This window comes from Mesorhizobium sp. M0898 (genome assembly GCF_040319695.1).
Taxonomy (GTDB): Bacteria; Pseudomonadota; Alphaproteobacteria; order Rhizobiales; family Rhizobiaceae; genus Mesorhizobium.
The window spans coordinates 1-25,052 of record NZ_JAMYOE010000058.1; the positions used below are offsets into that span (position 1 = coordinate 1).

At 62.4% G+C, this 25,052-nt stretch carries 26 protein-coding genes and 3 pseudogenes; 19 read left to right on the forward strand and 10 right to left on the reverse strand.

The features are described 5' to 3' along the window. Positions 1 to 203: 203 nt before the first annotated feature. Complete coding sequence (locus tag NKH90_RS31050; protein ID WP_352822993.1) at positions 204 to 845, reverse strand: peroxiredoxin-like family protein; 642 nt, start codon at positions 843 to 845, stop codon at positions 204 to 206. A gap of 415 nt (positions 846 to 1,260) precedes the next feature. On the opposite strand from NKH90_RS31050, the gene NKH90_RS31055 reads away from it, so the two are divergent. Beyond that, positions 1,261 to 1,863, forward strand: coding sequence for a cupin domain-containing protein (locus NKH90_RS31055; protein WP_352822980.1), 603 nt, complete (start codon positions 1,261 to 1,263; stop codon positions 1,861 to 1,863). Positions 1,864 to 1,918: 55 nt separating this feature from the next. Here the strand turns inward: NKH90_RS31055 and NKH90_RS31060 are convergent, their stop codons facing one another. Next, positions 1,919 to 2,827: a hydrogen peroxide-inducible genes activator gene (locus NKH90_RS31060; protein WP_352822982.1), complete on the reverse strand. Its 909-nt coding sequence runs from the start codon at positions 2,825 to 2,827 to the stop codon at positions 1,919 to 1,921. Positions 2,828 to 2,974: 147 nt separating this feature from the next. Here NKH90_RS31060 and katG point away from each other — a divergent pair, with 147 nt between their 5' ends. Next, a complete protein-coding gene (gene katG / locus NKH90_RS31065) occupies positions 2,975 to 5,173 on the forward strand; it encodes a catalase/peroxidase HPI (RefSeq protein WP_352822985.1) in 2,199 nt (732 codons plus the stop codon). A gap of 77 nt (positions 5,174 to 5,250) precedes the next feature. Here the strand turns inward: katG and NKH90_RS31070 are convergent, their stop codons facing one another. Beyond that, positions 5,251 to 5,928: an MIP/aquaporin family protein gene (locus NKH90_RS31070; RefSeq protein ID WP_352541796.1), complete on the reverse strand. Its 678-nt coding sequence runs from the start codon at positions 5,926 to 5,928 to the stop codon at positions 5,251 to 5,253. A gap of 344 nt (positions 5,929 to 6,272) precedes the next feature. On the opposite strand from NKH90_RS31070, the gene NKH90_RS31075 reads away from it, so the two are divergent. The 3 genes from NKH90_RS31075 to NKH90_RS31085 all read left to right on the forward strand — a co-directional run bounded on the left by NKH90_RS31075 (position 6,273) and on the right by NKH90_RS31085 (position 8,847). Continuing rightward, the gene (locus NKH90_RS31075; protein WP_352541798.1) at positions 6,273 to 7,562 is read left to right on the forward strand and encodes an RsmB/NOP family class I SAM-dependent RNA methyltransferase; all 1,290 of its coding nucleotides are present in this window, start codon (positions 6,273 to 6,275) and stop codon (positions 7,560 to 7,562) included. Between the two features lie 125 nt (positions 7,563 to 7,687). Next, positions 7,688 to 8,146: a PaaI family thioesterase gene (locus NKH90_RS31080; protein ID WP_352541800.1), complete on the forward strand. Its 459-nt coding sequence runs from the start codon at positions 7,688 to 7,690 to the stop codon at positions 8,144 to 8,146. 26 nt (positions 8,147 to 8,172) lie between these two features. Then, positions 8,173 to 8,847, forward strand: coding sequence for a 5'-methylthioadenosine/S-adenosylhomocysteine nucleosidase (locus tag NKH90_RS31085; protein WP_352744023.1), 675 nt, complete (start codon positions 8,173 to 8,175; stop codon positions 8,845 to 8,847). On the opposite strand, the gene NKH90_RS31090 is transcribed toward NKH90_RS31085, so the two are convergent. Beyond that, positions 8,819 to 9,145: a hypothetical protein gene (locus NKH90_RS31090; RefSeq protein WP_352541802.1), complete on the reverse strand. Its 327-nt coding sequence runs from the start codon at positions 9,143 to 9,145 to the stop codon at positions 8,819 to 8,821. The genes NKH90_RS31085 and NKH90_RS31090 overlap by 29 nt on opposite strands. A 71-nt stretch (positions 9,146 to 9,216) precedes the next feature. On the opposite strand from NKH90_RS31090, the gene NKH90_RS31095 reads away from it, so the two are divergent. The 6 genes and pseudogenes from NKH90_RS31095 to NKH90_RS31120 all read left to right on the forward strand — a co-directional run bounded on the left by NKH90_RS31095 (position 9,217) and on the right by NKH90_RS31120 (position 14,422). Then, a complete protein-coding gene (locus NKH90_RS31095; RefSeq protein WP_352617798.1) occupies positions 9,217 to 9,750 on the forward strand; it encodes a MarR family winged helix-turn-helix transcriptional regulator in 534 nt (177 codons plus the stop codon). Between the two features lie 55 nt (positions 9,751 to 9,805). Continuing rightward, positions 9,806 to 11,368 (forward strand): glutamine-hydrolyzing GMP synthase, encoded by a 1,563-nt coding sequence (guaA, locus tag NKH90_RS31100; RefSeq protein ID WP_352473470.1) that lies wholly within the window; start codon positions 9,806 to 9,808, stop codon positions 11,366 to 11,368. 207 nt (positions 11,369 to 11,575) lie between these two features. Continuing rightward, positions 11,576 to 11,874, forward strand: a pseudogene (locus NKH90_RS31105) (helix-turn-helix domain-containing protein); the annotation flags it as partial. A gap of 149 nt (positions 11,875 to 12,023) precedes the next feature. Continuing rightward, positions 12,024 to 13,006, forward strand: a pseudogene (locus tag NKH90_RS31110) (zinc-dependent alcohol dehydrogenase family protein). A 93-nt stretch (positions 13,007 to 13,099) separates the two neighbouring features. Next, a complete protein-coding gene (locus NKH90_RS31115) occupies positions 13,100 to 13,402 on the forward strand; it encodes a tautomerase family protein (protein ID WP_352502116.1) in 303 nt (100 codons plus the stop codon). A 168-nt stretch (positions 13,403 to 13,570) separates the two neighbouring features. Next, entirely contained in the window at positions 13,571 to 14,422 is an 852-nt protein-coding gene (locus NKH90_RS31120; protein WP_352541805.1) for a LysR family transcriptional regulator, read from the forward strand. Between the two features lie 191 nt (positions 14,423 to 14,613). Here NKH90_RS31120 and NKH90_RS34935 read toward each other — a convergent pair. The 4 genes and pseudogenes from NKH90_RS34935 to NKH90_RS31140 all read right to left on the reverse strand — a co-directional run. After that, a pseudogene (locus tag NKH90_RS34935) lies at positions 14,614 to 14,825 on the reverse strand (P-type conjugative transfer protein TrbJ); the annotation flags it as partial. Positions 14,826 to 14,832: 7 nt separating this feature from the next. Continuing rightward, positions 14,833 to 15,174 carry a nuclear transport factor 2 family protein gene (locus NKH90_RS31130; RefSeq protein WP_352502118.1) on the reverse strand — a complete coding sequence of 114 codons (342 nt, stop codon included), beginning with the start codon at positions 15,172 to 15,174 and terminating at the stop codon, positions 14,833 to 14,835. 4 nt (positions 15,175 to 15,178) lie between these two features. Further along, positions 15,179 to 15,580 carry a VOC family protein gene (locus tag NKH90_RS31135; RefSeq protein ID WP_352502119.1) on the reverse strand — a complete coding sequence of 134 codons (402 nt, stop codon included), beginning with the start codon at positions 15,578 to 15,580 and terminating at the stop codon, positions 15,179 to 15,181. Positions 15,581 to 15,590: 10 nt separating this feature from the next. After that, positions 15,591 to 16,334, reverse strand: a complete 744-nt coding sequence (locus NKH90_RS31140) for an SDR family NAD(P)-dependent oxidoreductase (RefSeq protein WP_352822989.1) — start codon at positions 16,332 to 16,334, stop codon at positions 15,591 to 15,593. 132 nt (positions 16,335 to 16,466) lie between these two features. Here NKH90_RS31140 and NKH90_RS31145 point away from each other — a divergent pair, with 132 nt between their 5' ends. The 5 genes from NKH90_RS31145 to NKH90_RS31165 all read left to right on the forward strand — a co-directional run bounded on the left by NKH90_RS31145 (position 16,467) and on the right by NKH90_RS31165 (position 20,889). Continuing rightward, complete coding sequence (locus NKH90_RS31145; protein ID WP_352502121.1) at positions 16,467 to 17,384, forward strand: AraC family transcriptional regulator; 918 nt, start codon at positions 16,467 to 16,469, stop codon at positions 17,382 to 17,384. A gap of 265 nt (positions 17,385 to 17,649) precedes the next feature. Continuing rightward, complete coding sequence (locus tag NKH90_RS31150; RefSeq protein ID WP_352502122.1) at positions 17,650 to 17,901, forward strand: hypothetical protein; 252 nt, start codon at positions 17,650 to 17,652, stop codon at positions 17,899 to 17,901. A gap of 313 nt (positions 17,902 to 18,214) precedes the next feature. Beyond that, on the forward strand, positions 18,215 to 19,147 hold the full coding sequence (locus NKH90_RS31155; protein ID WP_352502123.1) for an alpha/beta hydrolase: 933 nt from the start codon (positions 18,215 to 18,217) through the stop codon (positions 19,145 to 19,147). 19 nt (positions 19,148 to 19,166) lie between these two features. Beyond that, positions 19,167 to 20,114 (forward strand): sigma-70 family RNA polymerase sigma factor, encoded by a 948-nt coding sequence (locus NKH90_RS31160; protein WP_352617790.1) that lies wholly within the window; start codon positions 19,167 to 19,169, stop codon positions 20,112 to 20,114. A 37-nt stretch (positions 20,115 to 20,151) separates the two neighbouring features. Then, positions 20,152 to 20,889, forward strand: a complete 738-nt coding sequence (locus tag NKH90_RS31165; RefSeq protein WP_352617787.1) for an SGNH/GDSL hydrolase family protein — start codon at positions 20,152 to 20,154, stop codon at positions 20,887 to 20,889. A 71-nt stretch (positions 20,890 to 20,960) separates the two neighbouring features. Here NKH90_RS31165 and NKH90_RS34940 read toward each other — a convergent pair whose 3' ends face one another. Continuing rightward, positions 20,961 to 21,539 (reverse strand): GFA family protein, encoded by a 579-nt coding sequence (locus NKH90_RS34940; RefSeq protein WP_502893840.1) that lies wholly within the window; start codon positions 21,537 to 21,539, stop codon positions 20,961 to 20,963. Then, positions 21,467 to 21,832, reverse strand: coding sequence for a VOC family protein (locus tag NKH90_RS31170; protein ID WP_023676207.1), 366 nt, complete (start codon positions 21,830 to 21,832; stop codon positions 21,467 to 21,469). Before NKH90_RS31170 ends, NKH90_RS34940 begins: the two co-directional genes overlap by 73 nt. A gap of 88 nt (positions 21,833 to 21,920) precedes the next feature. Between NKH90_RS31170 and NKH90_RS31175 the strand changes: the two genes are divergently transcribed. The 3 genes from NKH90_RS31175 to NKH90_RS31185 all read left to right on the forward strand — a co-directional run bounded on the left by NKH90_RS31175 (position 21,921) and on the right by NKH90_RS31185 (position 24,818). Next, positions 21,921 to 22,577, forward strand: a complete 657-nt coding sequence (locus NKH90_RS31175; RefSeq protein WP_352617784.1) for a TetR/AcrR family transcriptional regulator — start codon at positions 21,921 to 21,923, stop codon at positions 22,575 to 22,577. A gap of 704 nt (positions 22,578 to 23,281) precedes the next feature. Further along, positions 23,282 to 23,851 (forward strand): TetR/AcrR family transcriptional regulator, encoded by a 570-nt coding sequence (locus NKH90_RS31180; RefSeq protein WP_352502126.1) that lies wholly within the window; start codon positions 23,282 to 23,284, stop codon positions 23,849 to 23,851. A gap of 49 nt (positions 23,852 to 23,900) precedes the next feature. After that, on the forward strand, positions 23,901 to 24,818 hold the full coding sequence (locus NKH90_RS31185; protein WP_352822991.1) for an oxidoreductase: 918 nt from the start codon (positions 23,901 to 23,903) through the stop codon (positions 24,816 to 24,818). Positions 24,819 to 25,052 lie beyond the last annotated feature (234 nt).

Genomic DNA, 25,052 nt, shown 5'->3' on the forward strand with positions numbered 1-25,052 from the left:
TCGACCCCTCTACCCGCTCAAGTCAAAATGGCAGTCGCGCCATCTCAGAACGAGGCGCCCCTCCCGCGAAGCGGGTTCGTGCATTGGGCGCGAAGCGGTCATCCACGATCCTCAGGTTCTGACCCAGGACGGCCGTTCCCCGGTAGTGAGCGGGAAGGGCGCGGTCGTCGAGCGAGTTGTCAGCCGCCTATTTCCGCAGCCCATCAATGTGCAACTTGGGAGGCCGCTGACATCAATTCCTCCGGATTCGGCGCCTTGAAGGTATTGAGGCCATCCTCCAGAACTTCAGTGAAGTTCCAGCGTACGATGCCCGCCCGGTCGATTAGGAATTGACCGACAAGCTGCCCCTGGCCGGAAGCCATCGCCTGCTGGTCGGCTCCCGTAATCTCATATCCTTCCTTCTTGTTGAGAAACTCGTACATTGCCATGACGTCCATAGGCTCGGGCAACTCGCCCGGCAGATCGATACGGATCGCCATGACCGTGTCCATCCCGACCTCGCGCAAGCCGAAAGCACGGTGCGAGGCCCGCTCCGGGTCGGACGCGGCGAGAAGATCGGGTATCGGATGGTAACGGAAATAGAGCCGCGCCCGCTCGACTGGCGTATTGACCACCGCCAGGCATTCGACACCTTTCTCACGCAGGGCCGGCTTGAGTTGCGCCATCGCCGCGACATGGCGCCGGCAGAACGGACAGTGCAGGCCTCGGAACAAACCGATCAACAACGGGCTACGGCCTCGAAAATCATCGAGCGCGATCTTGCCTTCGCGGGAGATCGCATCGAGAATAACATTCGGCGCCCGGTCGCCCGGCTGCAGCGGGCGTTCGACATTACTCGTGGACATGGACAACCTCCTCGCCCCGGATAAGCACACCCAGCCATCCGGAGTTGAGTCCATGCTGGGCGACGCCAGGGCAAAAATGCGTTCGACCTTTGCCATATTGCCGAGGTCGAGATTACGCGCGTTGCAAGTGCATCATAACACGAAAAAAGCCTCTGCGGGTCGCCCGTTTCGCGAGCTGTCGCGAGCGCTGTGGCAAAACAGTGTAATCGTCTCATCCGTGCCATGGGACGACACAGCGGCGGGACCGATTGGATCTTCATGCTTGCGGTGTTCAAGTCTTGAAACTTGGGCGGCTTCGACGTGCCCGGACGTCAAATGCCGACCGCACAGATCGCGGAACTCTGCCCTCAGCGGAACCGACCCGCCATGCAGCCGGTTAATCGGCATGAAGCCACCACCAATCCAAGGCCGCATCATGAGCATTCTGCAAACCACGAAGAAAGCCGTCGAGCAGGTCACCGGTATCGCCAGGCCGGGCAGGCGAGAGGTCGCCGACCTCCTGAGGCCGCGCAAACCGAACGAGTTTCGGTTCAGCGATGATGGCCTGGTGCCCAACCATCCGTTCTGGCCGCTGGTCGTCTATCGTGGTGCCGTGACGCTGCCCGAAGACTTCGATCCGGCGGCTGTCATCGAGGCGCTTTTCGAGGCAAATGGCTGGGGCGATAGCTGGCGCAACGGCATCTACGGTTACGTCCACTACCATTCGCGGATACACGAGGTGCTGGGCGTTGCGCGCGGCACGGCCAAGGTCCGCTTTGGCGGCAGCAAGGGGCGGACGCTGTCGCTGAAGGCCGGCGACGTCGCGGTGCTTCCGGCCGGCACCGGGCACCAGCGTCTTTCCGCATCCGACGATTTTCTGGTTGTCGGCGCCTATCCTCCATCCGGCACCTATGACCTGTGTACGACCGCCGCCGACCATGCCAAGGCGGTCGTCACGATCCCCAGGGTCGGCCGTCCGCGCAAGGACCCTGTCTATGGAAGCAACGGCCCGTTGCTTGCAGCCTGGAAAAGGGATTGACGCCGTTTTCTTGCAGGTTGGCTTCGGGGCTAAAACTGGATCCTTGACCCGCCGCTCAAGCCGCCAGCACCGCCGCGTCCAGCCCGCGAATGATCTTCGCCAGTTCGACGCACTCGTCGTGCCGGACCTTGTTGCGCCGCCAGGCGAGGCAGATCGTGCGCTGCGGCATCGGTTCCTGGAACGGCACGATCTTCAAATCGGGGATAGTGCTGGCCGGCCCTGCCGCCATTTCGGGGATGAGCGTGACGCCGAGCCCGTGCGCCACCATCTGTAAGAGCGTCGTCAGGCTGGTCGCGCCATAGCTTGCCATCGCCACCGGCCGCACGTTGCCGCACACGGCGAGCGCCTGTTCGCGCAGGCAATGGCCTTCCTCCAGCAGCATCAGCCGCTCCAGTGCCGGGCTCTCCGGTGGCACCGGCGGCGAGGCGAAGGCGGGATCGCCGGCCGGCACGGCCAGGAAGAACCGGTCGGAGAAAAGTTCCTCGGTAATCAGGCCTGGGTAGTCGAGAGGCAGCGCCGCGACGATGGCGTCGAGCTTACCCGAACTGGTGTCCTCGACCAGCGAGGCGGTCACCGCTTCGCGCAGTTCCAGCTGCAAGGCCGGGAAATGCCGTTTCAGCTCCGGCAGCACATGCGGCAAGAGATAGGGCGCCACCGTCGGGATGATGCCGAGCCGGAAGCGGCCTTCCAGCGCCGGGCGGCCGCGCCGGGCCGTCGCCTCGACGTCGCGGACGTCGGCAAGGATGCGCTCGATGCGCGGCAGCAGGGCCACGGCCTCGTCGGTCATCCGCACCACCTTGCCGCCGCGCTCGAACAGACGGCAATTCAGCCGCAGCTCCATCTCGGCGATCTGCGAAGACAGCGCCGGCTGGCTGACGCCGGCGAGTTTTGCGGCACGGCCGAAATGCAGCGTCTGCGCCAGCGCCTCGAAATAATGCATCTGCCGGACGGTCAAACCGATCATAAGGAAAACCTATCAGAATAAACAGCAAAGGCAATTTGTCTTTATCGGCTGGGCGGGCTAGTCTGGAACCATTCCAGGATGGCGCGGCCGCTGGCCCTGCCCGGAAAATCAACAAAATCCCGAAAAATCAACAAATCGGAGGCAAAGATGGACGCGAAAACCGACGACAACAGCGCCGGCAAATGCCCGGTCCCACATGGATCGGCCAGGAGGAGCAACCGTGACTGGTGGCCAAACCAGCTTGACCTTGGCGTCCTCCATCAGCAGTCCAGCCTCTCGGACCCGATGGACGAGGACTTCGACTACGCCAAGGAATTCAAGAGCCTCGATCTCGATGCGGTGATCAGGGATCTGCACCAGGTGATGACCGATTCGCAGGATTGGTGGCCGGCCGATTTCGGCCATTACGGCCCGCTCTTCATCCGCATGGCCTGGCACAGCGCCGGTACCTATCGCATCGGCGACGGCCGTGGCGGCGCCGGCGCCGGCCAGCAGCGTTTCGCGCCGCTCAACAGCTGGCCGGACAATGCCAATCTCGACAAGGCGCGCCGGCTGCTGTGGCCGGTCAAGCAGAAATACGGCAGGAAGATCTCCTGGGCCGACCTGTTGATCCTCACCGGCAACGTCGCGCTGGAATCGATGGGCTTCAAGACCTTCGGCTTCGCCGGCGGCCGCGCCGATGTCTGGGAGCCCGAGCAGGACGTCGACTGGGGATCGGAAACCAAGTGGCTCGCCGACGAGCGCTATTCCGGCGACCGCGAACTTCAGGGCCATCTCGGCGCCGTGCAGATGGGGCTGATCTACGTCAACCCGGAAGGGCCGAACGGCACGCCCGATCCATTGGCCGCGGCGCGCGATATCCGCGAAACCTTCGCTCGCATGGCCATGAACGATGAGGAAACCGTGGCGCTCATCGCCGGCGGTCACACCTTCGGCAAGACCCACGGCGCCGGTGATGCATCGCTGGTCGGCCCGGAGCCGGAAGGCGCCGGCATCGAGGCGCAGGGCCTCGGCTGGTCGAGCAAGCATGCCACCGGCATTGCCGGCGACGCCATCACCTCGGGCCTCGAGGTGACCTGGACCACGACGCCGACCAAATGGAGCAACAACTTCTTCGACAATCTGTTCAACTACGAATGGGAGCTGACCAAGAGCCCGGCCGGCGCCCATCAGTGGACGCCGAAGGGCAGCGCCGGTGCAGGCACCGTGCCGGACGCGCACGATCCCTCCAAGCGCCGCGCGCCGGCGATGCTGACCACCGACCTCGCGCTACGCGTCGACCCGGCCTACGAGAAGATCTCGCGGCGCTTCCATCAGAATCCTGATCAGTTCGCCGATGCCTTCGCCCGCGCCTGGTTCAAGCTGACGCATCGCGACATGGGTCCGGCCGTCCGCTATCTCGGCCCGCTCGTGCCGAAGGAAGAGCTGATCTGGCAGGACCCGATACCGGCAATCGACCACGAGCTGGTCAGCGAGCAGGACATCGCCTCGCTGAAGGCGAAGATCCTGGCCTCCGGCCTGTCCGTTTCAGAACTGGTCTCGACCGCCTGGGCCTCGGCCTCGACTTTCCGCGGCTCCGACAAGCGCGGCGGCGCCAACGGCGCACGCATCCGCCTGGCGCCGCAGAAGGATTGGGAGGTCAACCAGCCGGCGCAACTGGCCAAGGTGCTCGAGACACTCGAAGGCATCCAGAAGGGCTTCAATAACTCGCAGTCCGGCGGCAAGAAGGTCTCGCTTGCCGACCTGATCGTGCTTGGCGGCGTCGCCGCGATCGAGAAGGCGGCGAAAGACGGCGGCCATGACGTGGGGGTGCCGTTCACGGCAGGCCGCATGGACGCCTCGCAGGACCAGACTGATGTCCAGTCCTTCGCCGCGCTCGAGCCGAAAGTCGATGGCTTCCGCAATTATGTCAGGGGCAAGCCGCCGCTGTCGGTCGAAGCGATGCTGGTCGACCGGGCGCAGCTGCTGACCTTGACGGCGCCGGAGATGACGGTGCTCGTCGGCGGGTTGCGGGTGCTCGGCGCCAACACCGGTCAGTCGAAGCACGGGGTGTTCACCGACAGGCCGGGCACGTTGACCAACGATTTCTTCGTCAACCTGCTCTCCATGAACACGGTCTGGGATCCGGCCGCCGGTTCCGATGAAGTCTACGAAGCGCGCGACCGCAAGACCAGGGCAGTCAAGTGGACCGGCACCCGCGCCGACCTGATCTTCGGCTCGCACGCGCAATTGCGGGCGCTGGCCGAGGTCTACGGCTCGGCCGACGCCGGGCGGAAGTTCGTCAGGGATTTCGTCGCCGCCTGGACCAAGGTGATGAACGCCGACCGTTTCGACCTCGCGGCCTGATCCGGGCATACGAATTCTCGACGCAACAAAAAGGCGCGGGCCTTGACCCGCGCCTTTTCCATGAAGCCTTCGAAAAATCAGTCCTTCTCGAAGATACCGGCCTTGGCGACCACGCCGGCGATGGCGCCGCCGATCAGCGGCGCGACGATGAACAGCCAGAGCTGGCTGATCGCCGCAGTTCCCGAAAACAGCGCCGGTCCGATCGAACGGGCCGGGTTGAGCGATGTGCCGGTCACCGGAATGATGGCGAAGTGCAGTCCGGCCAGCGTCAGGCCGATGACCAGACCGGCGAAGGCCGTCGTGTGCTTGGCGTTGGTGACGCCGAGGATCACCGTGACGAAGGTGAAGGTGCCGATCAGCTCCCACAGGAAGGCCGAGCTGACGCCCCATTTCGTCACGTCCCAGCCATTGGCGCCGAAGCCGCCGGTGTGGCCGCCGACCTGTCCGGAGACGATGATCCACAGCGCCAGCGACGCGATGATGGCGCCGATGACCTGCGCGATCCAATAGGGAATGACGTCCCTGGCCGGCATCCGCCCGGCGAGGAACACACCGAGCGTCACCGCCGGATTGAGGTGCGCGCCCGAAATCGGGCCGATCGCGTAAGCGGCCGCTATCAGGCCGATGCCGAACGCCAGACCGATACCTTCCTGGCCGAGCGGCAGCGCGCCGCCGAAGCCGCCCGTCACCACCGAAGCCGTGCCGATGAACACCAATAGAAACGTGCCTAGAACTTCCGCCAGATAAGTTTTCATTGCCCTCTCCTCGTATCGACCCGCGGCTCCGCTTTTTCTGCGACGCGAATCACCGCGCAAAGAGTATTCGCAACCGGAAAACTTGCAAAGCAGAGCAGTTTCGCAAGCCGCTATGCTTGTGAGCGCCGGACAAGCACATTAGAGACTTATAATATATTGATCGAATTGTTTCGTTCCGCATGCCGGCGCCCGCCTGGTGGCCGCGGCTCGCGATGCATCAATCCACATTCGTCACCCTCGGCATGGATCGTCTCGCCGTCGGCGAAACAGAACTGTTTCAATCAGGGCACGAAAAGCTCTAAGAGCAGGGCCGGAATTAATTTACTGAGTAATGGAAGACGACAATGAGACTGGGCGGGCGGCTGGCGGCAGCCATTGAAGTGCTTGACGAAATTGGCCGTCGCCACCGGCCGGTGGCCGATGCGCTGAAGGACTGGGGCCTGTCGCACCGCTTCGCCGGCGGCGGCGACCGCGCCGCGATCGGCAACATCGTCTACGACGCGCTGCGCCGCAAGCGCTCGGCCGGCTGGCTGTTGGGCGAAGACACACCGCGCGCCATCGGCTTCGGCGCGCTGCTGCTCGAATGGGGCCAGACGGCGCAGTCGCTGAACGAGGCGCTCGAGGGCGACAAGTTCGCGCCGCCGCTGCTTACCGCCGACGAATTGAAAACGCTCGGCGGTCGCCGGCTTGCCGATGCGCGGCCGGCCGTCAGGGCAGACATCCCCGACTGGTGCATGCCGCTGTTCGAACGGGCGTTCGGCACGGCCTGGGTGGAAGAGGGTGCCGCGCTGGCGACGCGCCCGCCGCTCGACCTCAGGGTCAACACGCTGAAGGCCGATCGCGGCAAGGTGCTGGCGGAACTGGCGGAGACCGGCGCCAAGCCTGCGCGGATCGCGCCGCACGGCATCCGCATCCCGCCGATCGAAGGCGACGGCAGGCACCCGAACGTGCAGGCCGAGCCGGCCTTCCAGAAAGGCTGGTTCGAGGTTCAGGACGAGGGTTCGCAGATTGCGGCCGAACTGGCCGGCGCCGAACCTGGAATGCAGGTGCTCGATTTTTGCGCCGGCGCCGGCGGCAAGACGCTGGCGCTGTCCGCGGCGATGGACAATCGCGGCCAGATATTCGCCCACGATGCCGAGAAGGCACGGCTGGCGCCGATCTTCGACCGCATCCGCCGTTCGGAAAACCGCAATGTGCAGATCGTCACCAAGCCGGCCGAACTGGCGCCGCTCGGCAAGCACATGGATATCGCCGTGATCGATGCGCCCTGCACCGGCAGCGGCACCTGGCGGCGCCGGCCGGACGCCAAATGGCGGTTGACGCAAAGACAGCTCGACGCCCGCAAGGGCGAGCAGGAGACGATCCTCGATGCCGCCAGGGACTTCGTCAAACCCGGCGGCCTGCTGGTTTACATCACCTGTTCGGTGTTCGACGAGGAGAATGGCGACCAGGTTTCGGCGTTCCGGGACCGCCATCCCGATTTTGTCCCGGTCGATCACCGCCAGCTTTGGGACAGCCGTTTTGCGGGCCACGAAGCGGCAATGCGCATTGGCGCTGCGGGCGGCATTTCGCTGTCGCCATTGCTGAGCGGCACCGACGGCTTTTACTTCTGCGCGCTGCGGCGGGCCGGCTGAATCGTTGCCATCGATACAGGGCTAAGCCGAATGCTGCAGTGCAGCATTTGCGATTGCCTGCCGCCCACCCCTCTGCGATAAATGCCTTTGCAATAAGATTTGCCGAGAAACAAAGGGCGACGGCCATGGCAGCAAAGATCGTTCCTGCTCCCGATTATGAGGACCGCGTCAGGACGTCCTTCGCGCGCCAGAACGCGATGATGACGATTGGCGCCGAGCTGACGCTGGTGACGCCCGGCATCATCGAGATCGAAATGCCCTATTCTGTGGCGCTGACGCAGCAGCACGGCTTTCTCCATGCCGGCGTCATTTCGACGGCTCTCGACTCGGCCTGCGGCTATGCGGCATTCTCGCTGATGCCGGAAAATTCCGGCGTGCTGACCATCGAGTTCAAGGTCAATCTGCTGGCGCCCGGCAGGGGCGAGCGTTTCCTGTTTCGCGGCTCGGTGACCAAGCCTGGCCGCACCATCATCGTCGCCGATGGCCAGGCCTATGCATTCGCCGTCGACGGCGAGGCCAAGCTGATCGCCACGATGACCGGAACGATGATGACGGTGCTCGGCCGCGACGGTATCGAGGGCTGAGGAGCGGGTAGGGAGGATGGACGATCATGGCCGGCAAGACACCTGGTGAGCTCACCCCGATCTCCGGCAAGTCCGTTCTCTTCGTCATGGCGGCGGAGGCCGAATACGGTCCACACCTGCAGCGGCTGTTCACACCGCTGATGACCGGCGTCGGACCGGTCGAGGCCGGCGTCGGACTCAGCGCCGAACTATCCCGGCTGCATGCCGGGATGGCGCTGCCCGATCTCGTCGTGTCGCTCGGGTCGGCGGGCAGCCGGACGCTGGAGCAGACGGAAATCTACCAGGCCGTTTCGGTTGGCTACCGCGACATGGACGCCTCGCCCCTGGGGTTCGAGAAGGGCGCCACGCCGTTCCTCGACCTGCCTGTCAGCGTGCCGCTGCCGTTCAGGATACCAGGCGTCAGACAGGCGACGCTGTCGACCGGGGCGGCAATCGTCACCGGCGCCGCCTACGACGCGATCGCCGCCGACATGGTCGATATGGAGACCTTCGCCTGCCTGCGCGCCTGCCAGCTGTTCGACGTTCCGCTTATCGGCCTGCGCGGCATTTCCGACGGCGCGGCCGATCTGAGACACGTTGGCGACTGGACCGAATATCTGCACGTCATCGACGAGAAGCTGGCCGCGGCGGTGCAACTGCTGGAACAGGCGATCGCCTCAGGCGCGATCGACTTCAAGCTTGTTGGGGCGGCAGGTTCTTAGCGTTGCCGAACAGCACGCCGATCATCCTGAAGCGAACGGCGTTGTCGCGATTGATGTAAGTGACTGACCCGGGCTCGTGATCGAGGGTCCAGCGTCCGGTCGCGCCGGTGTCCCAGTCGGCGACATAACCGTCATCGAGCATCCGCCAGCGCCCGCTTCGCGCCTCGCCATCGTCGAGCAGCATGTGCGCGGCACCCTCGCTTTCAAAATAGACGTAAGCCTCCTTGCCGTTTCGTTCCAACACATGGGTCATGCCCGGAATGAGCATTGCAAGGGCTTCCTTCTGAAGTGCTGCCATGATTTCCTCCTGAATTGAAGTCGCCGATTGCCTTGGCCGGCATCGCCACTTAGAGTGAACTAGTAGTCAAGATGCTTGACTATGTATCGGGCGAGAAGAATTTGGTCAAGGACCTTGACGAAAAACCTGAAGCGTTGCCGGATCACATAGGTTGGCGGCTGTGGCAGGCGAGCCGCGCCTGGCAGACCGAGTTCGCCGCTGCGATGCGCGCTGCCGGCCATCACTGGTTCACCGAAGCGCGTGCCGGCCTGCTTGGACATATCCCGCGCGGCGGCATGCGCCAGTCGGCGCTGATCGAGCGCTCGGCGATCTCAAAGCAGGCGATTCAGCAATTGCTCGATGGCCTGGAGACGGAAGGTGTGTTGCACCGTCTGCCCGATCCGCAAGACGGTCGCGGCAAGCTTGTGCGCTACACCCGCAAGGGCCTGGACGCCCTGCGCGATGGCGACCGCATCAAGCTGCAGATCGAACGGAGCTATGTTGCCCGCCTTGGTCACGAGCGTTTCGCGGCGCTGATGGGCGCCTTGCGGTCACTCGATACAACGCAAACTGATGCATTGGACAAAGCCTCTGGCGTTCAGGACAACACACCGGAATCGAAGTGAAAGCGCGACCTCACAACCCATTGCGCCGACTCGTTTCTTTCTCTAAACGCTCGCCATGAAAACAGCCAATCATCCCGACACCGTCCTGATTGTCGATTTCGGCAGCCAGTTCACCCAGCTGATTGCCCGCCGCATCCGCGAGGCCGGCGTCTTTTCCGAGATCGTGCCCTTCCAGTCGGCCGAGGCGGCGTTCAAGCGCATCGATCCGAAGGCGGTGATCCTGTCCGGCGGTCCGGCCTCGACCGGCGACATCGGCAGCCCGCGCGCGCCGCAGATCGTCTTCGATGCCGGCGTGCCGGTGCTCGGCATCTGCTATGGCCAGATGGCGATGTGCGTGCAGATGGGCGGCGTCGCCGAAAGCTCCGACCACCGCGAATTCGGCCGCGCCTTCGTCGAGATCGCCAAGGACAGCCCGTTGTTCGAGGGCCTGTGGGCGCCCGGCCAGCGCCACCAGGTGTGGATGAGCCATGGCGATCGCGTCATCTCCCTGCCCAAGGGGTTCGAGGTGCTCGGAAAATCGGAGGGCTCGCCCTTCGCCATCTTCGGCAATGTCGAGCGCAAAATGTACGGCCTCATGTTCCACCCCGAAGTGGTGCATACGCCGGACGGCGCCAGGCTGCTCCGCAACTTCGTCCACAACATCGCCGGCATCGAAGGCGACTGGACGATGCGCGCCTACCGCGAGCACGCGGTCGAGACGATCCGCAAACAGGTCGGCAAGGGCAAGGTGATCTGCGCGCTGTCGGGCGGCGTCGATTCCTCGGTCGCGGCCTTGCTGATCCATGAGGCGGTCGGCGACCAGCTCACCTGCATCCTTGTCGACCACGGTCTGATGCGCAAGGACGAGGCATCAGGCGTGGTGGAGATGTTTCGCCAGCATTACAATCTGCCGCTGATCCTGGTCGACGCTTCGGACCGTTTCATCGGCGCGCTCGAGGGCGAGTCGGATCCCGAGAAGAAGCGCAAGACCATCGGGCGGCTGTTCATCGAAGTGTTCGAGGAGGAGGCCGAGAAGCTCGGCGGCGCCGATTTCCTGGCACAAGGCACCCTCTATCCCGACGTCATCGAAAGCGTCTCTTTCAGCGGCGGCCCGTCGGTGACGATCAAGTCGCATCACAATGTCGGCGGCTTGCCCGAACGCATGAACATGCAGCTGGTCGAGCCGCTGCGCGAATTGTTCAAGGACGAGGTGAGGGCGCTCGGCAAGGAGCTCGGCCTGCCCGACAGCTTCATTGGCCGGCATCCGTTCCCCGGTCCCGGTCTCGCCATCCGCTGTCCGGGCGGCATCACCCGCGAAAAGCTGGAGATCCTGCGCGAGGCCGACGCCATCTATCTCGACGAGATCCGCAAGGCCGGACTCTACGACGCCATCTGGCAGGCCTTCGCCGTGCTGCTGCCCGTGCAGACCGTCGGCGTGATGGGCGACGGCCGCACCTACGAGTTCGTCTGCGCGCTGCGCGCCGTCACCTCGGTCGACGGCATGACGGCAGACTTCTACCATTACGACATGGCATTCCTGGGAGCAGCCGCCACCCGCATCATCAACGAGGTACGCGGCATCAACCGCGTCGTCTACGACGTGACGAGCAAACCGCCAGGCACCATCGAGTGGGAGTGAGGGGTACAAACGGCGGCAATATCGTAGTTTGGGCGGCTAGTTTCATCGCCGCGCAATTACCGTTCTAGTCGAGTTTTTCACTCCGCTAAGCTGGCTTTCTCCATCTTTGCCCGGCAACTCCGATCTGCGGCCACTTCTAGTGGATTGATTGGGACGAAAGAGTCCTGTTGGGATTTCTGTTGTCGCCGCAGCGTGCGACGTTAGGGGATGCGTACTGGCATCAGCATTTCTGTAACGGCCTCGGACAGGGCTCGGCTTGAAGCGATCGTGGCGGGGCGGAGTTCGCCGCAGAAGCATGTCTGGCGCGGATCATTCTGCTGACCGATCAGGGGCTTGGAACGCTCGCGATTATGGCGGCGACCGGCAAGTCGAAAACCTGCGTGTGGCGATGGAAGGAACGCTTCATGGCCGAGGGTGTCGAAGGACTGCTGCGCGTCAAGACCCGGCCTCCGGGCATCGCGCCGCTTGAGGCCAGGCTGGTCGACCAGGTCGTGGCGCTGACGCTGGTGCGCAAGGCCGGTTGCTCCAACGCTCGGGCCAAACATTTATGTTTGGATGTCGTGCAGTACCGTTAATCTCCAAGCGGCTTTAAATGGGGCAACGTAAGTCCGTCAACAAACAACGGAGTACGTCAATGTCCCAATCCACTCACACCATGCATGCGCTGATCTTGGGTCAGTTCAAACAGCCCTTCAGGCTCTCGGAAGTCTCGCGGCCCGTTCCTGGCGACGGCGAGGTTCTCGTCAGGGTCAGAGCGAGCGGCGTCAATCGTCTCGACACTAAGATCCGCGCAGGCGCTGCGGCACATGCGAAACATCCGCTTCCGGCGATTCTCGGCATCGACCTTGCCGGCGTCGTCGAGCAGGTTGGTCCGAGTGTCACCGCGTTCAAACGCGGGGACGAGGTCTTTGGCATGACCGGAGGCGTGGGCGGGAACCAAGGTTCGCTGGCCCAGTTCGCAGCAGTCGATGCGCGGCTGCTTGCACCGAAGCCCACGAACCTGTCCATGCGCGAGGCGGCAGCGCTGCCGCTGGTCTTCATCACCGCATGGGAGGGCCTTGTCGATCGTGCCAAGGTTTCGGCAGGTCAGAAGGTCCTGGTCCAGGGCGGTGCGGGCGGCGTCGGTCATGTTGCGATCCAGATCGCGAAGGCGTTCGGCGCCGAGGTGTACGCCACTGACGCAGCCGCGAAGAAGCCGTTGATCGAGCGCCTGGGAGCGGTCGCGATCGATTATCGCGAGAAGACGGTGGAGCAATATGTCGCCGAATACACGGACGGTCGCGGCTTCGATGTCGTCTACGACACCGGCGGCGGGACGGTGCTGGACGCGTCATTCGCCTCCGTCAAGCGGTTTGGCCATGTCGTCAGTTCCCTCGGTTGGGGTAGTCACGCACTGGCGCCACTGTCGTTCAAGGCGGCGACCTATTCGGGCGTGTTCACGCTTCTTCCGCTGCTGACAGGCATTGGCCGTGAACACCACGGCGAGATCATGCGGGAGGCCGCGCGGCTGGCCGAGGCTGGCAAGCTTGTCCCGATCGTCGATCCGCGTCTCTTCACACTCGAAACAGCGAGCGACGCCTACGCTGCCATCGAAGATGGCAATGCCCGGGCAAGCTGGTCGTCGACATAGACGTCTGATGCGGAACGTCGAAGCGGGCTGTTCCGGGACCGTGACAGCCTCCCAGACGACGTCTCCGTTCACGGATCCCAAGAACCTAAAAGGAAAACATCATGCCTTATATTCGCGTTACGTTGGTCGACAACGTCTTCTCCGCCGAGGAGAAGCATGAAATGGCCAAGGCCCTCACAGACGTCATGGTTCGCTTCGAAGGTTCCGAGGCGTTTCGCGAAGTAGTGTGGGTCTTGATCGAGGAACTCCACACCGATGGCTGGCACATTGGCGGACGCCCGTTCGAAGGTCCGAAGTCTCTGATGGGCATGCTCGAACGAAGCAAGACGGTTTACGAGTCGATTGACGGAAATCCCGCGACGCGGGAGGAATTTGCTCGGTTGGCCCCACCCATATCTGCGTGACGGGCGGCGTGGATGCTCAAGAATCCCACGATTCGAGCCGGCGCTTGCATTCCCGGCTCGAATATATCGCGCCTCCCATGGCGCCCCGCCTCGATCTGCTGCATATGAAATCGCATGAAGATGGGCGATCTTCGTGAGAATCCATGCGAGCACGTTTGAGTATCAAGGATGGAATGGAGCGATCTAAAGATATTTCTGGCTATTTCCCGCGAGGGCACTTTGGGCGCAGCAGCGCGCCGACTTGGGCAGACGCAGCCGACAATGGGTCGGCGATTGCGCGCGCTGGAAGAGGCTGTCGGCCATACGCTTTTCCAACGCAACTCCGACGGTTTTGTTCTGACCGACGAAGGTCAAGCGGTGCTCGGCCATGCCGAAAAGATCGAGGAAGAGGCGCTCGCCTTCGAGCGGCGGCTTGCCGGCGCCGAGGCGCATCTCGAGGGCAACTTGCGCGTTTCGTCGTCGGATTGGTTTGGTCACATCATGCTGGCTCCCGTTCTAGCCGAGTTTGGCCGCCGGCATCCGAAGCTATGCGTGGAGTTGCTCACCGACGCGCGCCTCTACAGCCTTCCCCGGCGAGAGGCCGATCTGGTGTTTCGGATTACCCCATTCAGCGATGTGGAAGTGATCTCGCGTCGACTGATGCACATTCCCTATGCGCTCTACGCACCAGCAGGCATGGCCTCCCCGTTGCTGGGAGACGGTGCGGGCGCGCGTTTGATCACCATGGATATGGCATACGCAGAAATGCCCGACGCAGTGTGGCTTAAACAGAAGCTGCCTAACGCTGAAGTCTGCCTGCGCAGCAACAATCGCGAGGTCCAGGCGCAGCTTTGTGCGCAGGGCGCCGGGCTTGCGGTTTTGCCGAGGCCACTGGGCGACCGCACGCCTGGGCTCGCAGCGATAGACATCGGCGAAACGCCACCCGGCCGGGATACCCATGTGGGCTACCACCGGGACTTACGGCGGCTCGCACGGTTACGAGCCTTGCTCGACCTAGTCATAGAGCGGCTCGCAAATTGATCTCTCGTCGATTCCATTCAGTGCAGGTCGATGTCGTCGCGTCGAAGCGACGTTCTTGCGCGGCCTGTTCGAACCGGCGCAGGCGCTTCACGTCGCGCAGAGGGGGAGCGCCAAACAGACGCCGGAACTCACGATTGAATTGCGTCGCGCTTTCGCAGCCCAATTGAAATGCCGAGACGTTCCCCTCGATGCCCGCCGACGTTGTTCTGCCAGGGTTCGCGTGCGTCGGCGACGAGCTGCTGGTCCGGGTGGACATCGAGGCATTGCCGTAGGGTGATGTGCTACGCCTGGTCGATGTTCTGGACGTTGTACGCGACGCGTTGCGCTTCGCCCAAAAGCTGCTGCGTGCGCTGGACAGACTGCTGGAACTGTAGAGAGACGAGAACGGCAGGTTCGTAAAGCTAGTCTAGTTATTCGAGATCGGCGTCAATGCGAACGATCAGCCCGGCGGCATTAACCGAGATGTCAAGAAGGCCGGTCTCGTGACCAAAGTCTCCGGTGAAATTGACCCGCACGCGCGCTTGGCCGGCGCCGATGCCGTCGATCGAGAGGAAGCGGGTGACCGTGTGATAGCCTACGAAATACCGCTCGATGTAATCGCGGACGCCGGCATGACCGTCGAATCGGTGGCCGGTCGACGGGTCGTCGATCACCGCATCTGGCGTGAACAAGGTCACCGCCGCGTCGGCGTCGAACGCGTTGGTTGCCGCGATCAGCGCATCTGCCGCTTTGCGCAAGGTGTTGGCGGTCATCGCTTTAGCTCCCGTGCTGCCAGCTCTTGAAGACGAATTCGAGGCTGCAACCGTCCAGGTCTCTGACCTGCGCCGCATAGTAGCGGGGATCGTAGTGCAGCTGCGGTCCCTGTGCGTTGATCTTGGTCGCACCGGCCGCCAAAGCTTCGGCATGGGAGGCATTCACCATCGCTTCAGAATCGGCGGCGAAACCGACATGCACCGCGCCGGGTGCTGCCGAGCCCTCCCTCAGCCAGAAGAACATCCGGCCCTTGGCGCCGAAGCCCTTGAGGTCGGGATGCCCCGCCGGTCCGTCCTTACCGTCGTAGTCGAGGCGGTCGGTGACCCCGAGCATAGGAAGTGGCCTTTCGCAAAAGGCGATCGACCGCGCCGTATCATTTACTGTCAGGAGCACATGATCGAGCATGTGAGCTTCCTCAAATCATGTAGCCGCCGCCAATTTCGATGTTCTGGGCGTTGATCCAGCGGTTCTCGTCTGACAGCAGGCTGGCGACCATGCAGCCGACATCGTCCGGTTCGCCGACGCGACCGAGCGCAGTCTGCCCGGCGAGTAGCGCCTCGAATTCTTCGCTTAGCCCACCGCCAAGCTCGGTGCGGATGGGCCCCGGCGCGATCGAGTTGGCACGGATGCGGCGCTCGCCGAATTCCTTGGCCATGTAGCGCGTCAGCACCTCGAGGCCGCCCTTGAAGGAGGCGTAGGGCGCAACGCCGGCGGTCGCGACGCGGCTGGTTGCGCTGGTGACGTTCACGATCTGACCGCCATCGGCGATCAGGGGAAGCAGGGCCTGCGTGAGAAAGAATGGCCCCTTGAGATGCACGCGGAACAGTCCATCGAACTGCTCTTCGGTCACCGAGGCGATGGGGCTATAGAGCCCGTACCCCGCATTGTTGACGAGGAAATCGAAGGTCTTTCTGTTCCAGGTCCTTGCCAGCGCTTCGCCGACTGCGTCGCGAAACGCAAGGAACGCCGAACTGTCGCTGACGTCCAGCTTTATGGCGACTGCCTTGCCGCCATCCGCTACGATCGCCTTGCCGACCTTCGCTGCCGCATCCGGATTGCTGTTGTAAGTCAGGATGACACCCATGCTGCGCCTGGCGCACTGGATCGCGACGCTGGCGCCGAGGCCGCGGCTGCCGCCTGTGATGATGACGATGCTCATTTGGTGCTCCTTGGATTTGCTGACCAGGTGATAGGCGCGGGGGATCGCGGCCGCTCGCACGATCCTACTCGGATCTTGCCTATTTCTGCTTCCCTGTTGATCGGCGTGCACCGCTGTGAAACAACGATGCCCATGGGCACGCAGCTTCAGGAACTCAGGCAGCTGGCTTCTCGCGCGGAAAACCGCCGCACGGAGACGGGCATTCCGCGTGTCGCCATGGTTCAGGGCGACATACCGGAACATCAGCTTGCCGCCGTCTACGATCCCATGGTCAATCTGATCCTGAGAGGGTCGAAGACGATGACGGTCGGCGATCGGACGTTTCGCTACGATCCCGCGACCTATTTTGTGATGTCGGTCGATCTGCCGGCGGTTGGCTCCGTGCACCCATCTGAAAACGGAGAACCCTATCTGGCGATCAGCCTGACTCTGGAGCCGGCGATCGTCGCCAATCTGCTGGCCGACCTGCCCAAACCTGCTGGAGGTGAGCTCTACAGACCCGGCTTCTCCGTCGCGCCGGTCACACCGGACCTGCTCGACTGCTGGCTTCGCATGCTGCGCTTGATGGAGCGTCCGAACGAGATCGCAGCCCTGGCGCCTGCCTACGAGCGCGAGATCCTCTTCCGCGTGATGCAGGGGCCGCTCGGCTGGATGCTGCGTGATGTCGCCACGCCTGACACTGCTCTCTCGCGGATCGGGATCGCCATCCAGTGGATCAGGGAGAACTTCGCCAAGCCGTTGCGCGTCGAGGCTTTAGCGGAGATGGCGGCTCTCAGTGTTTCCGCGTTCCACCGCCATTTCAAGGCCGTGACGGCGCTCAGCCCGCTGCAGTACCAAAAGCACGTGCGCTTGCTACACGCCCGATCCCTGCTCATTGCCGGAGAAGGCAACGCCACGTCCGTCGCGTTCGGTGTGGGTTACGAAAGCCCAAACCAGTTCAGCCGCGAATATGCTCGTCAGTTCGGGTTGCCGCCGTCGAGAGATGTGGCGCGATTGCGCCAGAGAGGCCCACGCAACGCCGAACATTTGCTGGCGATCAGCAATGGATGAATGTCGCGGGGCGAACTCGCGGACGACGAAGGACTGCCGTAGGCAGGGCTTCAATTCAATCCTGCTCCGACGTGGAGATGATATCCTTGTCGAGTCACATTCTTTTTTCTGACACGCAAAGGGTGAGCGATAGGGGAGGGCACAGCAGGCCTCACAACGCGACCTTCACTTCGCGCGCCTGGCCAAGCGGTTGTTTGAAGGTGAAGGACGTTCACGCGCCGGGGATGGCGGACCGAGCCGTGACGGTATAATTCCGGGAGGAATCGTGGGCGGCGTAGTCTGGCGTAGAGGCGGCGGTGCGGGCCAAGGAGTGATGTCGCCGCCGCGCCTGCCGATAGATGGCGGAACCATAATTTCCGCGATATGCCAGAAAAAACCAATGATTTCAAAAGCCGGTACTTTTGGCGGTCTATATGACGGTATGCAGAAACCGAAAAAACATTTTGTGAAGCGAATTCAAGTTCTTAAGTTAACGATTGATAATCGAGTGGGAGTGACGAGGAGTACTGCGGAGTAGAAGAGGATAGAGCAGCACGTTTAAGGCGATGTTGGCTCGGCGATAATAGTCAATAGTCCCAGCCCCCGGCCACCCGGCGACGGCATAGACGAAGCATCTGGCCGATCGGCGAATGTCTGGAACGAACGTCCCACAGAGAAGGGTGGAGCAGCCTAGCCTTGCTGGGTTTGACACCCGGGGTCCGCGGCAACTGCCACCGGCGAGGCGTTGCATCTGCCGGCCACGTATCCTTTCGCTGGGTTCATCCGTCTTAGCTGTTCATGGGCACGGTCATCCTTGACATCGCCCTCCTGGACGAATTGGAGCGTGACAAATGAACAGCAAGCAGAGCCTAGCGAACAAGATACACTACGAAACGCTCGCGGAGGCTTTTCGCAGCGGTCGAGAATCGCCACAGGAAGCATCCGAGTGGTCCGTTTTGACGGCAGAACCGGGCGGCGTCGATTACGTCGAGACGAAGGTCGGCGACAAGACCGCGCTGTGGGTTCAGCCAAAAACGGCGGCCAAAGACCGGGTCATGCTTTACCTGCACGGCGGTGGCTATGTCGGCGGATCGATCTGGACCCATCGCAAGATGGTCGGACACCTTGCTAAGGCGATCGGCTGTTACGCTCTGCTCGCTACGTACGACTACGTTTTCCAGAGCAAGTTTCCGCGCCAAATCGAGCAGGCCGTGACCGCGTTCGAATGGCTTGCCGAGCAGGGTGTCGCGCCGAAGCACACCATAGCTGCAGGCGATTCCGCTGGTGCTGGCCTGATCGTTGCGGCGGCGATGAAACTCCGCGATGCGGGACGGCCGCTGCCGGCCGCGATCCTCAGCATCTCTGGCTGGTATGATCTGTCGGCGAGCGGGCACTCCTACGAAAGCAACCGCGAGAAGGACGCCTTCTTCCAGAAGGCGGTCGTGGATATGCTGGTATCGCAAGTCCTTGCAGGGACCGATCCCCGGCATCCACTCGCCAGCCCGATCTTTGCCGATCTGAAGGGCCTGCCGCCGATCTATCTGCAAGTGGGTGGAGACGAAACCCTGCTCGACGACAGCCGAGCGCTCGCCGACCGCGCGAAAGCCGCCGGCGTCGAGATGCGCTTAGACGTATTTCCGGGGATGCTGCACTCGTTCCAGATGATGGCCGGCCGCGCTCCCGAAGCCGACGACGCGATCGCGCGGTTGGCACAATGGGTTCGCCCCAAGCTTGGTCTGGCCGCAACCGCAGCAACACGCGCTGAAGGTCAGGAGGTCGCATGACTGGCAAATTGAAACCAAGATGTGGCAGCTGAAGGACATGCCCGAGCGACCGACCGGCCTGTTCGACGCGCGATATCGCGCCTTCCTCGAGACGGTGTCAGGCGCCCGCGCCCAACTGCATCGCTACTGCGCCCGCATGACGGGCTCACGCCTCGACGGTGAGGATCTCGTGCAGGAGACGCTGTTCGAGGCCTACACGAAGATTGAGACCCTCGACGATGCCCGCCGGCTGAAGCCCTGGCTGTTTCGCATCGCTCACAATCGCTGCATCGACTTTCTGAGGCGACGCGATGTGCGCGAGCGCGCGGAGCACGCCTATTCGGACGACATCGGCGTTGTCTCTGCAGAGCCGGCAGCGACCGATGCACGCCGCGCCATCGAACGGCTGGTTGGCCGCTTGCCGCCCAAGGAGCGCGCCTGCATCCTCTTGAAGGACGTGTTCGACTATTCGCTGGAAGAGACCGCAGAACTCGTGGACTCGACGGTTGGGGGCGTCAAAGCCGCGCTCTCCCGCGGACGGGCGAAGCTCGCCGACTTGCCCGCTGAACCTGCCGGTGAACCGAACCGTCCGCTTGATCCCGACACCGCGCGGCTCTTGCAGCGCTATGTTGACCTCTTCAACCGCCATGACTGGGATGGCGTGCGGAGCCTGACCAGCGCCGATGCTCGGTTGCGGGTCGCCGACTGCTTCGACGGCCTGCTCAGAAGTTCTCCCTATTTCGTCGAATACGAGCGAAACCCGGAGACGTGGACCATGGAGTTGGGGGCGATCGACGGAGAGCCTGTCCTGATCGTGCTCTTCCAGCGAGGCGACCGGTGGCAGGTCGCGTGGCCGGTTCGTGTCCATGTCGCCGGTCGCGTCATCGATCGCATCGAAGATTATTATGCCTGTCCATGGATGTTGGAAAACGCCGCGGAATCCGACCTGAAACTCATGACTGGGCGGGCCGTTTTGGGAAGAGCATAAGGCGACGATTTCTCACTTCTGGCCTGGCGGAGTTACGATGGTGCGTCCTCAACGAAAAATCGTGGCGTGCCTCGGGTCGAGCAGCACGGCGGGCAAGCGCCAGGCATTCGATTGGATGGCGGAGCTCCGCCGGCGGCCGGGCAACGGGCAATTTGAGTTCCGGAATTTTGGCGTCGGCGGCGACTTGGCGTACAATGCGCTGCAGCGGTTGCCGGATGTGCTCGCCTGCCGTCCCGACAAGGTCATCGTCTGGGTCGGCGGGAATGATGTTCTCACGCTCGTGTCACGCAAAGTGCGGCGGTTCTTTGCGTTTTGGAAGCGTCTGCCCCGCACGCCTTCGCCCGATTGGTTCCACGAGAATCTGGCCGAGATAGCACGCAGGCTGAAGCGCGAGACGGCGGCGGACATCGGCCTTTGCTCGCTCCCTCCGATAGGAGAAGCGCCGGATTCGGACGATCCGTTCCAGAGCGAGCTCAACCGGCGGATCAAGGAATATTCTGCGATCGTGGCGGCCATCGCGCACGAGGAACGCTGCGGCTATGTCCCGCTCCATGAGGCGCTCACCGAGGAAGTTCGCGCCTCGCCTGGCCGGGCCTACACGGCGTTCAACTTTCTTCCATTCTATCGCGATGCTTTTCGCGTACTGGTGCTGCGGCAGCGTCCGGATGATGTCGCCCGCGTAAATGGCTGGCTATTTCACACCGACGGCGTGCACTTGAACAGCCGGGCAGGGCTGATCGTGGCGGATCGCCTACAGAAGTTCATTGAGGCCTGAGCCTGAGCGGCAGGGCCGTATCCGATTTGCGCACCTATCTGAATGTCTTATCGCGCAGGCTGGCGGCCGGTTTATCGACCTAGCAACATCGCCACGCGCGATGCCAAAAGTTTAACGACGAACCCTAGAGGATAACCGCGGTGGCTCGGCACGTCGTCAGGAATGACATCGCTGTCCGACTTGAACTTAGTGCAAATCCGCAGCTGCAGTGGCGGGAGTTCTCCGTGAAACCGCGCTCTGTATGCCGAGACCCAATGCGGACCTCTATCGAAGTTCATTAACATCGCTGAATTGCAGCACATGGCGATGACCCTATTCGTGGCTGAAGTTTCCTTAAGCTTGTAACCCCTCAGCAATTCGGCCCCCTTGGAGCACTCGATGCGGTCCTTTCGATAGAGGATGTATGCGGTGCCGCCATCGGGATCGCGTATGGCGCCAGCACCTGGCAAAGCTTCGATCTGATCAGCTCCCTTCCGGCAGTCGTCGCAGTAGCAGGCACTGCTCACGATCGGCCTGCCAAAGGCTTTGAGTTCGACGCCACCGCAAGAGCAAGTTGCGGTCATGATAGGTGAGTGCGTCATCTGCTGGTGATCATCATGCGATTGCCCTCGCTGTCCCGAAACTCCGCGATCGTGCGCCCCGGTTGCCATGGCGCGGGGCGCGGTTCTGCTATGATCTCGGCGCCTCGCGATTTGAGTCTCTGAACGGTGACTTCGATTTCGTTGTCAACCAGCACGAGGACGGGGCCCTCAGATGGTGTTTCGTCCTTGCGCCTTAAGAAGTGGAGGGTGGTTTCGGCACCTGGAAATCCGAGTTCGATCCATCGCCACCCATCATTGCCCATTGGCTGATCGGCGACGACGCGGCAGTTCAGGTGATCGATGTAGAACGCCTTGGCGCGTTCCTGGTCGAACACCGGAAGCTCCGCGAACTGGATGTGCATTGTCGATCTCTCCCTATTGCATCTCGGTCCAAATCAAACTAGACGGTCCAGTACCCATGAGTCAATCGGCAGCGGACACGCCAGGAGCATGACCACGACGCGTTCAGCAGGTGCTACAGAAGAACTCGAACCGCACGGACGGTCGGCGAAAAAGCGCCGGGCCATCCTCGAGGCGGCGACAGAAGTGTTTCTGCAAAAGGGCTATCTGGCCACCAATATGGACGAGATCGCGGCGCTTGCGGCGGTGTCGAAACAGACCGTCTACAAGAATTTTCCGAACAAGGAGATGCTGTTCGTGGAGATCGTGAGCAGCTTGACCAATCGAGCCAGCGATAGGGTCCACAGTAAAATGCCCGAACTCGCCGAGGGCGAAGATATTGCCGAATATCTTCGGCGCTATGCGTACCGACAGCTTACCACCGTGCTCACGCCGCGCGTCATGCAGCTACGCCGTCTGGTGATCGGTGAGGTCGGCCGCTTCCCGGAACTGGCAAAGGCGCTCTTCGATGGCGGACCCGGGCGCGCAATGACGGCGATGGCAGTGTTGTTCGAGCGCTTGGCTGATCGCGGCCTGCTTGCGATCGATGATCCGGCCGTCGCCGCTTCCCAGTTCAATTGGTTGATTATGGGCGAGCCATTGAACAGGGCCATGCTGTTGGGTGACGAGTCGATTCCGAAACCGGCGAAGCTTCGACGGCACGCCGCGGCCGGCGTACGGGTGTTCCTTGCGTCATACGGCAAGTGAGGCACTCCACGGCGACGAGCGAATGCCGGGCGCTACCGTGCGGACCGTTCGGCCGTGTTTGACGGTCCTTTTTTGGTCCCCAGTGGGTCGCGGCTTGTTGCGGCGCGGCTGTCGAAAATAGACCGATTGTTGTCGATAGTCGCCGAAACCGAGCCGATCCCGAATCGCCGAAATTCCCTTTTGAAATCAAGAGCGCAGATTTCTGACGGATCGCAGAGTCGGTTCTTTAGGGCGTGCAGAAAAGTTTGTGCTGCCGCGTCAACGCGTTACGATGGCTCAAAACGATCGAGTGGGAGTGAGGGGAGCGTAGTTTCGGATACTGCGGGAAACTGTGTCGTAGTGTAGGCGGCTCACACATCTCGATAGATACCGAGTAATGTCCGCTTGTGGTGCCGTTCACGCTTTTGGATTGGTCAGGGCTGGGCGTGCCATCACCTGCTCTCATCGAAGTAGGCATGATGATGCCCCGGGGACTGCAATCAAGGCCCTGAATTCAATGCATTTCCCTTTCGATAGACATCTCGATCCCCACTGCGTCCCTTATTGAAAAGGCAGCCGCAGCCTCATGGTGTGTGCCCACACAATCCTCATTCGAGCTTGGTCGGTATGGACCGCGAAAGATGCGGGGCTGCATCCCTTGACCAATCTCATGCCATTCCCTATATAATCGAGTATGTACTCACTCAATGTCATTGGACGGAAATATGGCGCGTCCCCTCAGTGAAGAAAAGCGACAGGCACTGCTCGATGCAGCGGCCGAGTTCGTCGCCAGCCTGGGCACAGGCGCGTCCACGGCCAAGATCGCAAAGGCTGCTGGCGTGTCTGAGGGAACGCTGTTCACTTACTTTCCAACCAAGGACGATCTGCTCAACCAGCTCTTTCTCGAGATCGAGGCCGACTTGGTAGAGATGATGCTGGCGCCATATCCGGCGGACGCCTCCCCCAAAGACCGACTATTCGCGGTCTGGAACCGTCTGATTGACTGGGGACTGGCTCACGCCACGGCGCGCAAGGCCCTTCGTCAGTTGAAGGTCTCGGATCGCGTGACAGCGGAAAGCCGGAACCGGTGTCACGCCATGCAGCGGGATGCGCGGACGATGGTGGAGGAGTGTCTCGCCGGCCATGCCGCGCCTGACAGGATCGCCTTCTACATCGATACCATTCTCTTCGACTTGGCCGACATCAGCATCAACGCGGTCACAGCCAAACCTCAGGAAAGTGACGCCATCCGGCAGGCCGGGTTCGACCTTTTCTGGAAGGGGTCCGCCGCCTGAGTTTTAGCCCATAAATGAGTATGTAGTCACTCATAGATAAGGATCGAAAATGTCGAATTGCAAGGGTTTCACCGAAGCTAACGTTCCCAAGCAGACGGGAAAAAGCTTCATCGTCACAGGCGCCAACGCCGGCGTCGGGTTCGAAATCGCGCGGGTGCTTGCCGCCAGGGGCGCGCGCGTCCTGCTTGGCTGCCGCGAGCAGACCAGGGCGCAGGACGCCATCGCGCGGATCAAGCGGATCACGCCGAATGCCGATCTCGTCTGGTTGCCGCTCGACCTCGGTGACATGGACAGCGTTCGCACCGCAGCCGAGATCGCGGCGAAGGAGCCACGGATCGATGCGCTCATCAACAATGCCGCGATCATGAATCCGCCGCTGACGCGCACGAAGCAGGGGTTCGAATCGCAGTTCGGCGTCAATCATCTCGGCGTGTTCGCGCTCACCTCGCTGCTCCTGCCCAAACTGGCGGAGACGCCGGGATCGCGGGTGGTCGTGACCTCGAGCATCGCGCATCTGAAGGCCAAGATCGACTGGGACGACCTCAACGCCGACAAGAGCTACATCAAGACCGATCGCTACGGCGGCAGCAAATTGGCGAACGCGCTGTTCTTCTTCGAACTGGATCGTCGCCTGCGCGCCGCGAAGTCGCCCGTCACAGCCATCGGCGTTCACCCTGGCTTCGCCAATACAAGTCTTGGCCGCCACATGGGGATTGTCCAGATCGCAGGCCCAATCGTCGGCCTGCTGCTCAATAGCTCCGACAAGGGCGCGTGGCCGGCACTTTTGGCTGCGACCGGCAAGGTGAAGCCCGGAGGCTATTACGGTCCCACCGGCCTTGGCGGAATCCGCGGTGTAGCCGGCGAAGCAAAGCGCGCGCCGCATGCCGAAGATCCCGCGCTTGCGAAGCGGCTCTGGGACGTCTCCATCGCCATGACCGGCATCGATCCAGGTTTGCCGGCCACCTGACTTCACGGCGACACGGTGCGTCAGGCCCTCGTGTAGGCTTGCTCTGGGGCGCGGATTGGACGAGCCTCGCCCGGGCGACGAAACCTTGCTATAAGAGACATGACGGTACTTTTCCGCTGTTAGCGGAGCGGCTCCCAGCCGCTAAAAATCGAGTTGTGTGCGTCAAGTTCTGCAAAATGGCGTGGCATCGCGGTGACGTCGGCGTGTCCGCCGCGCAGCCCCCGTGTTTAGCGG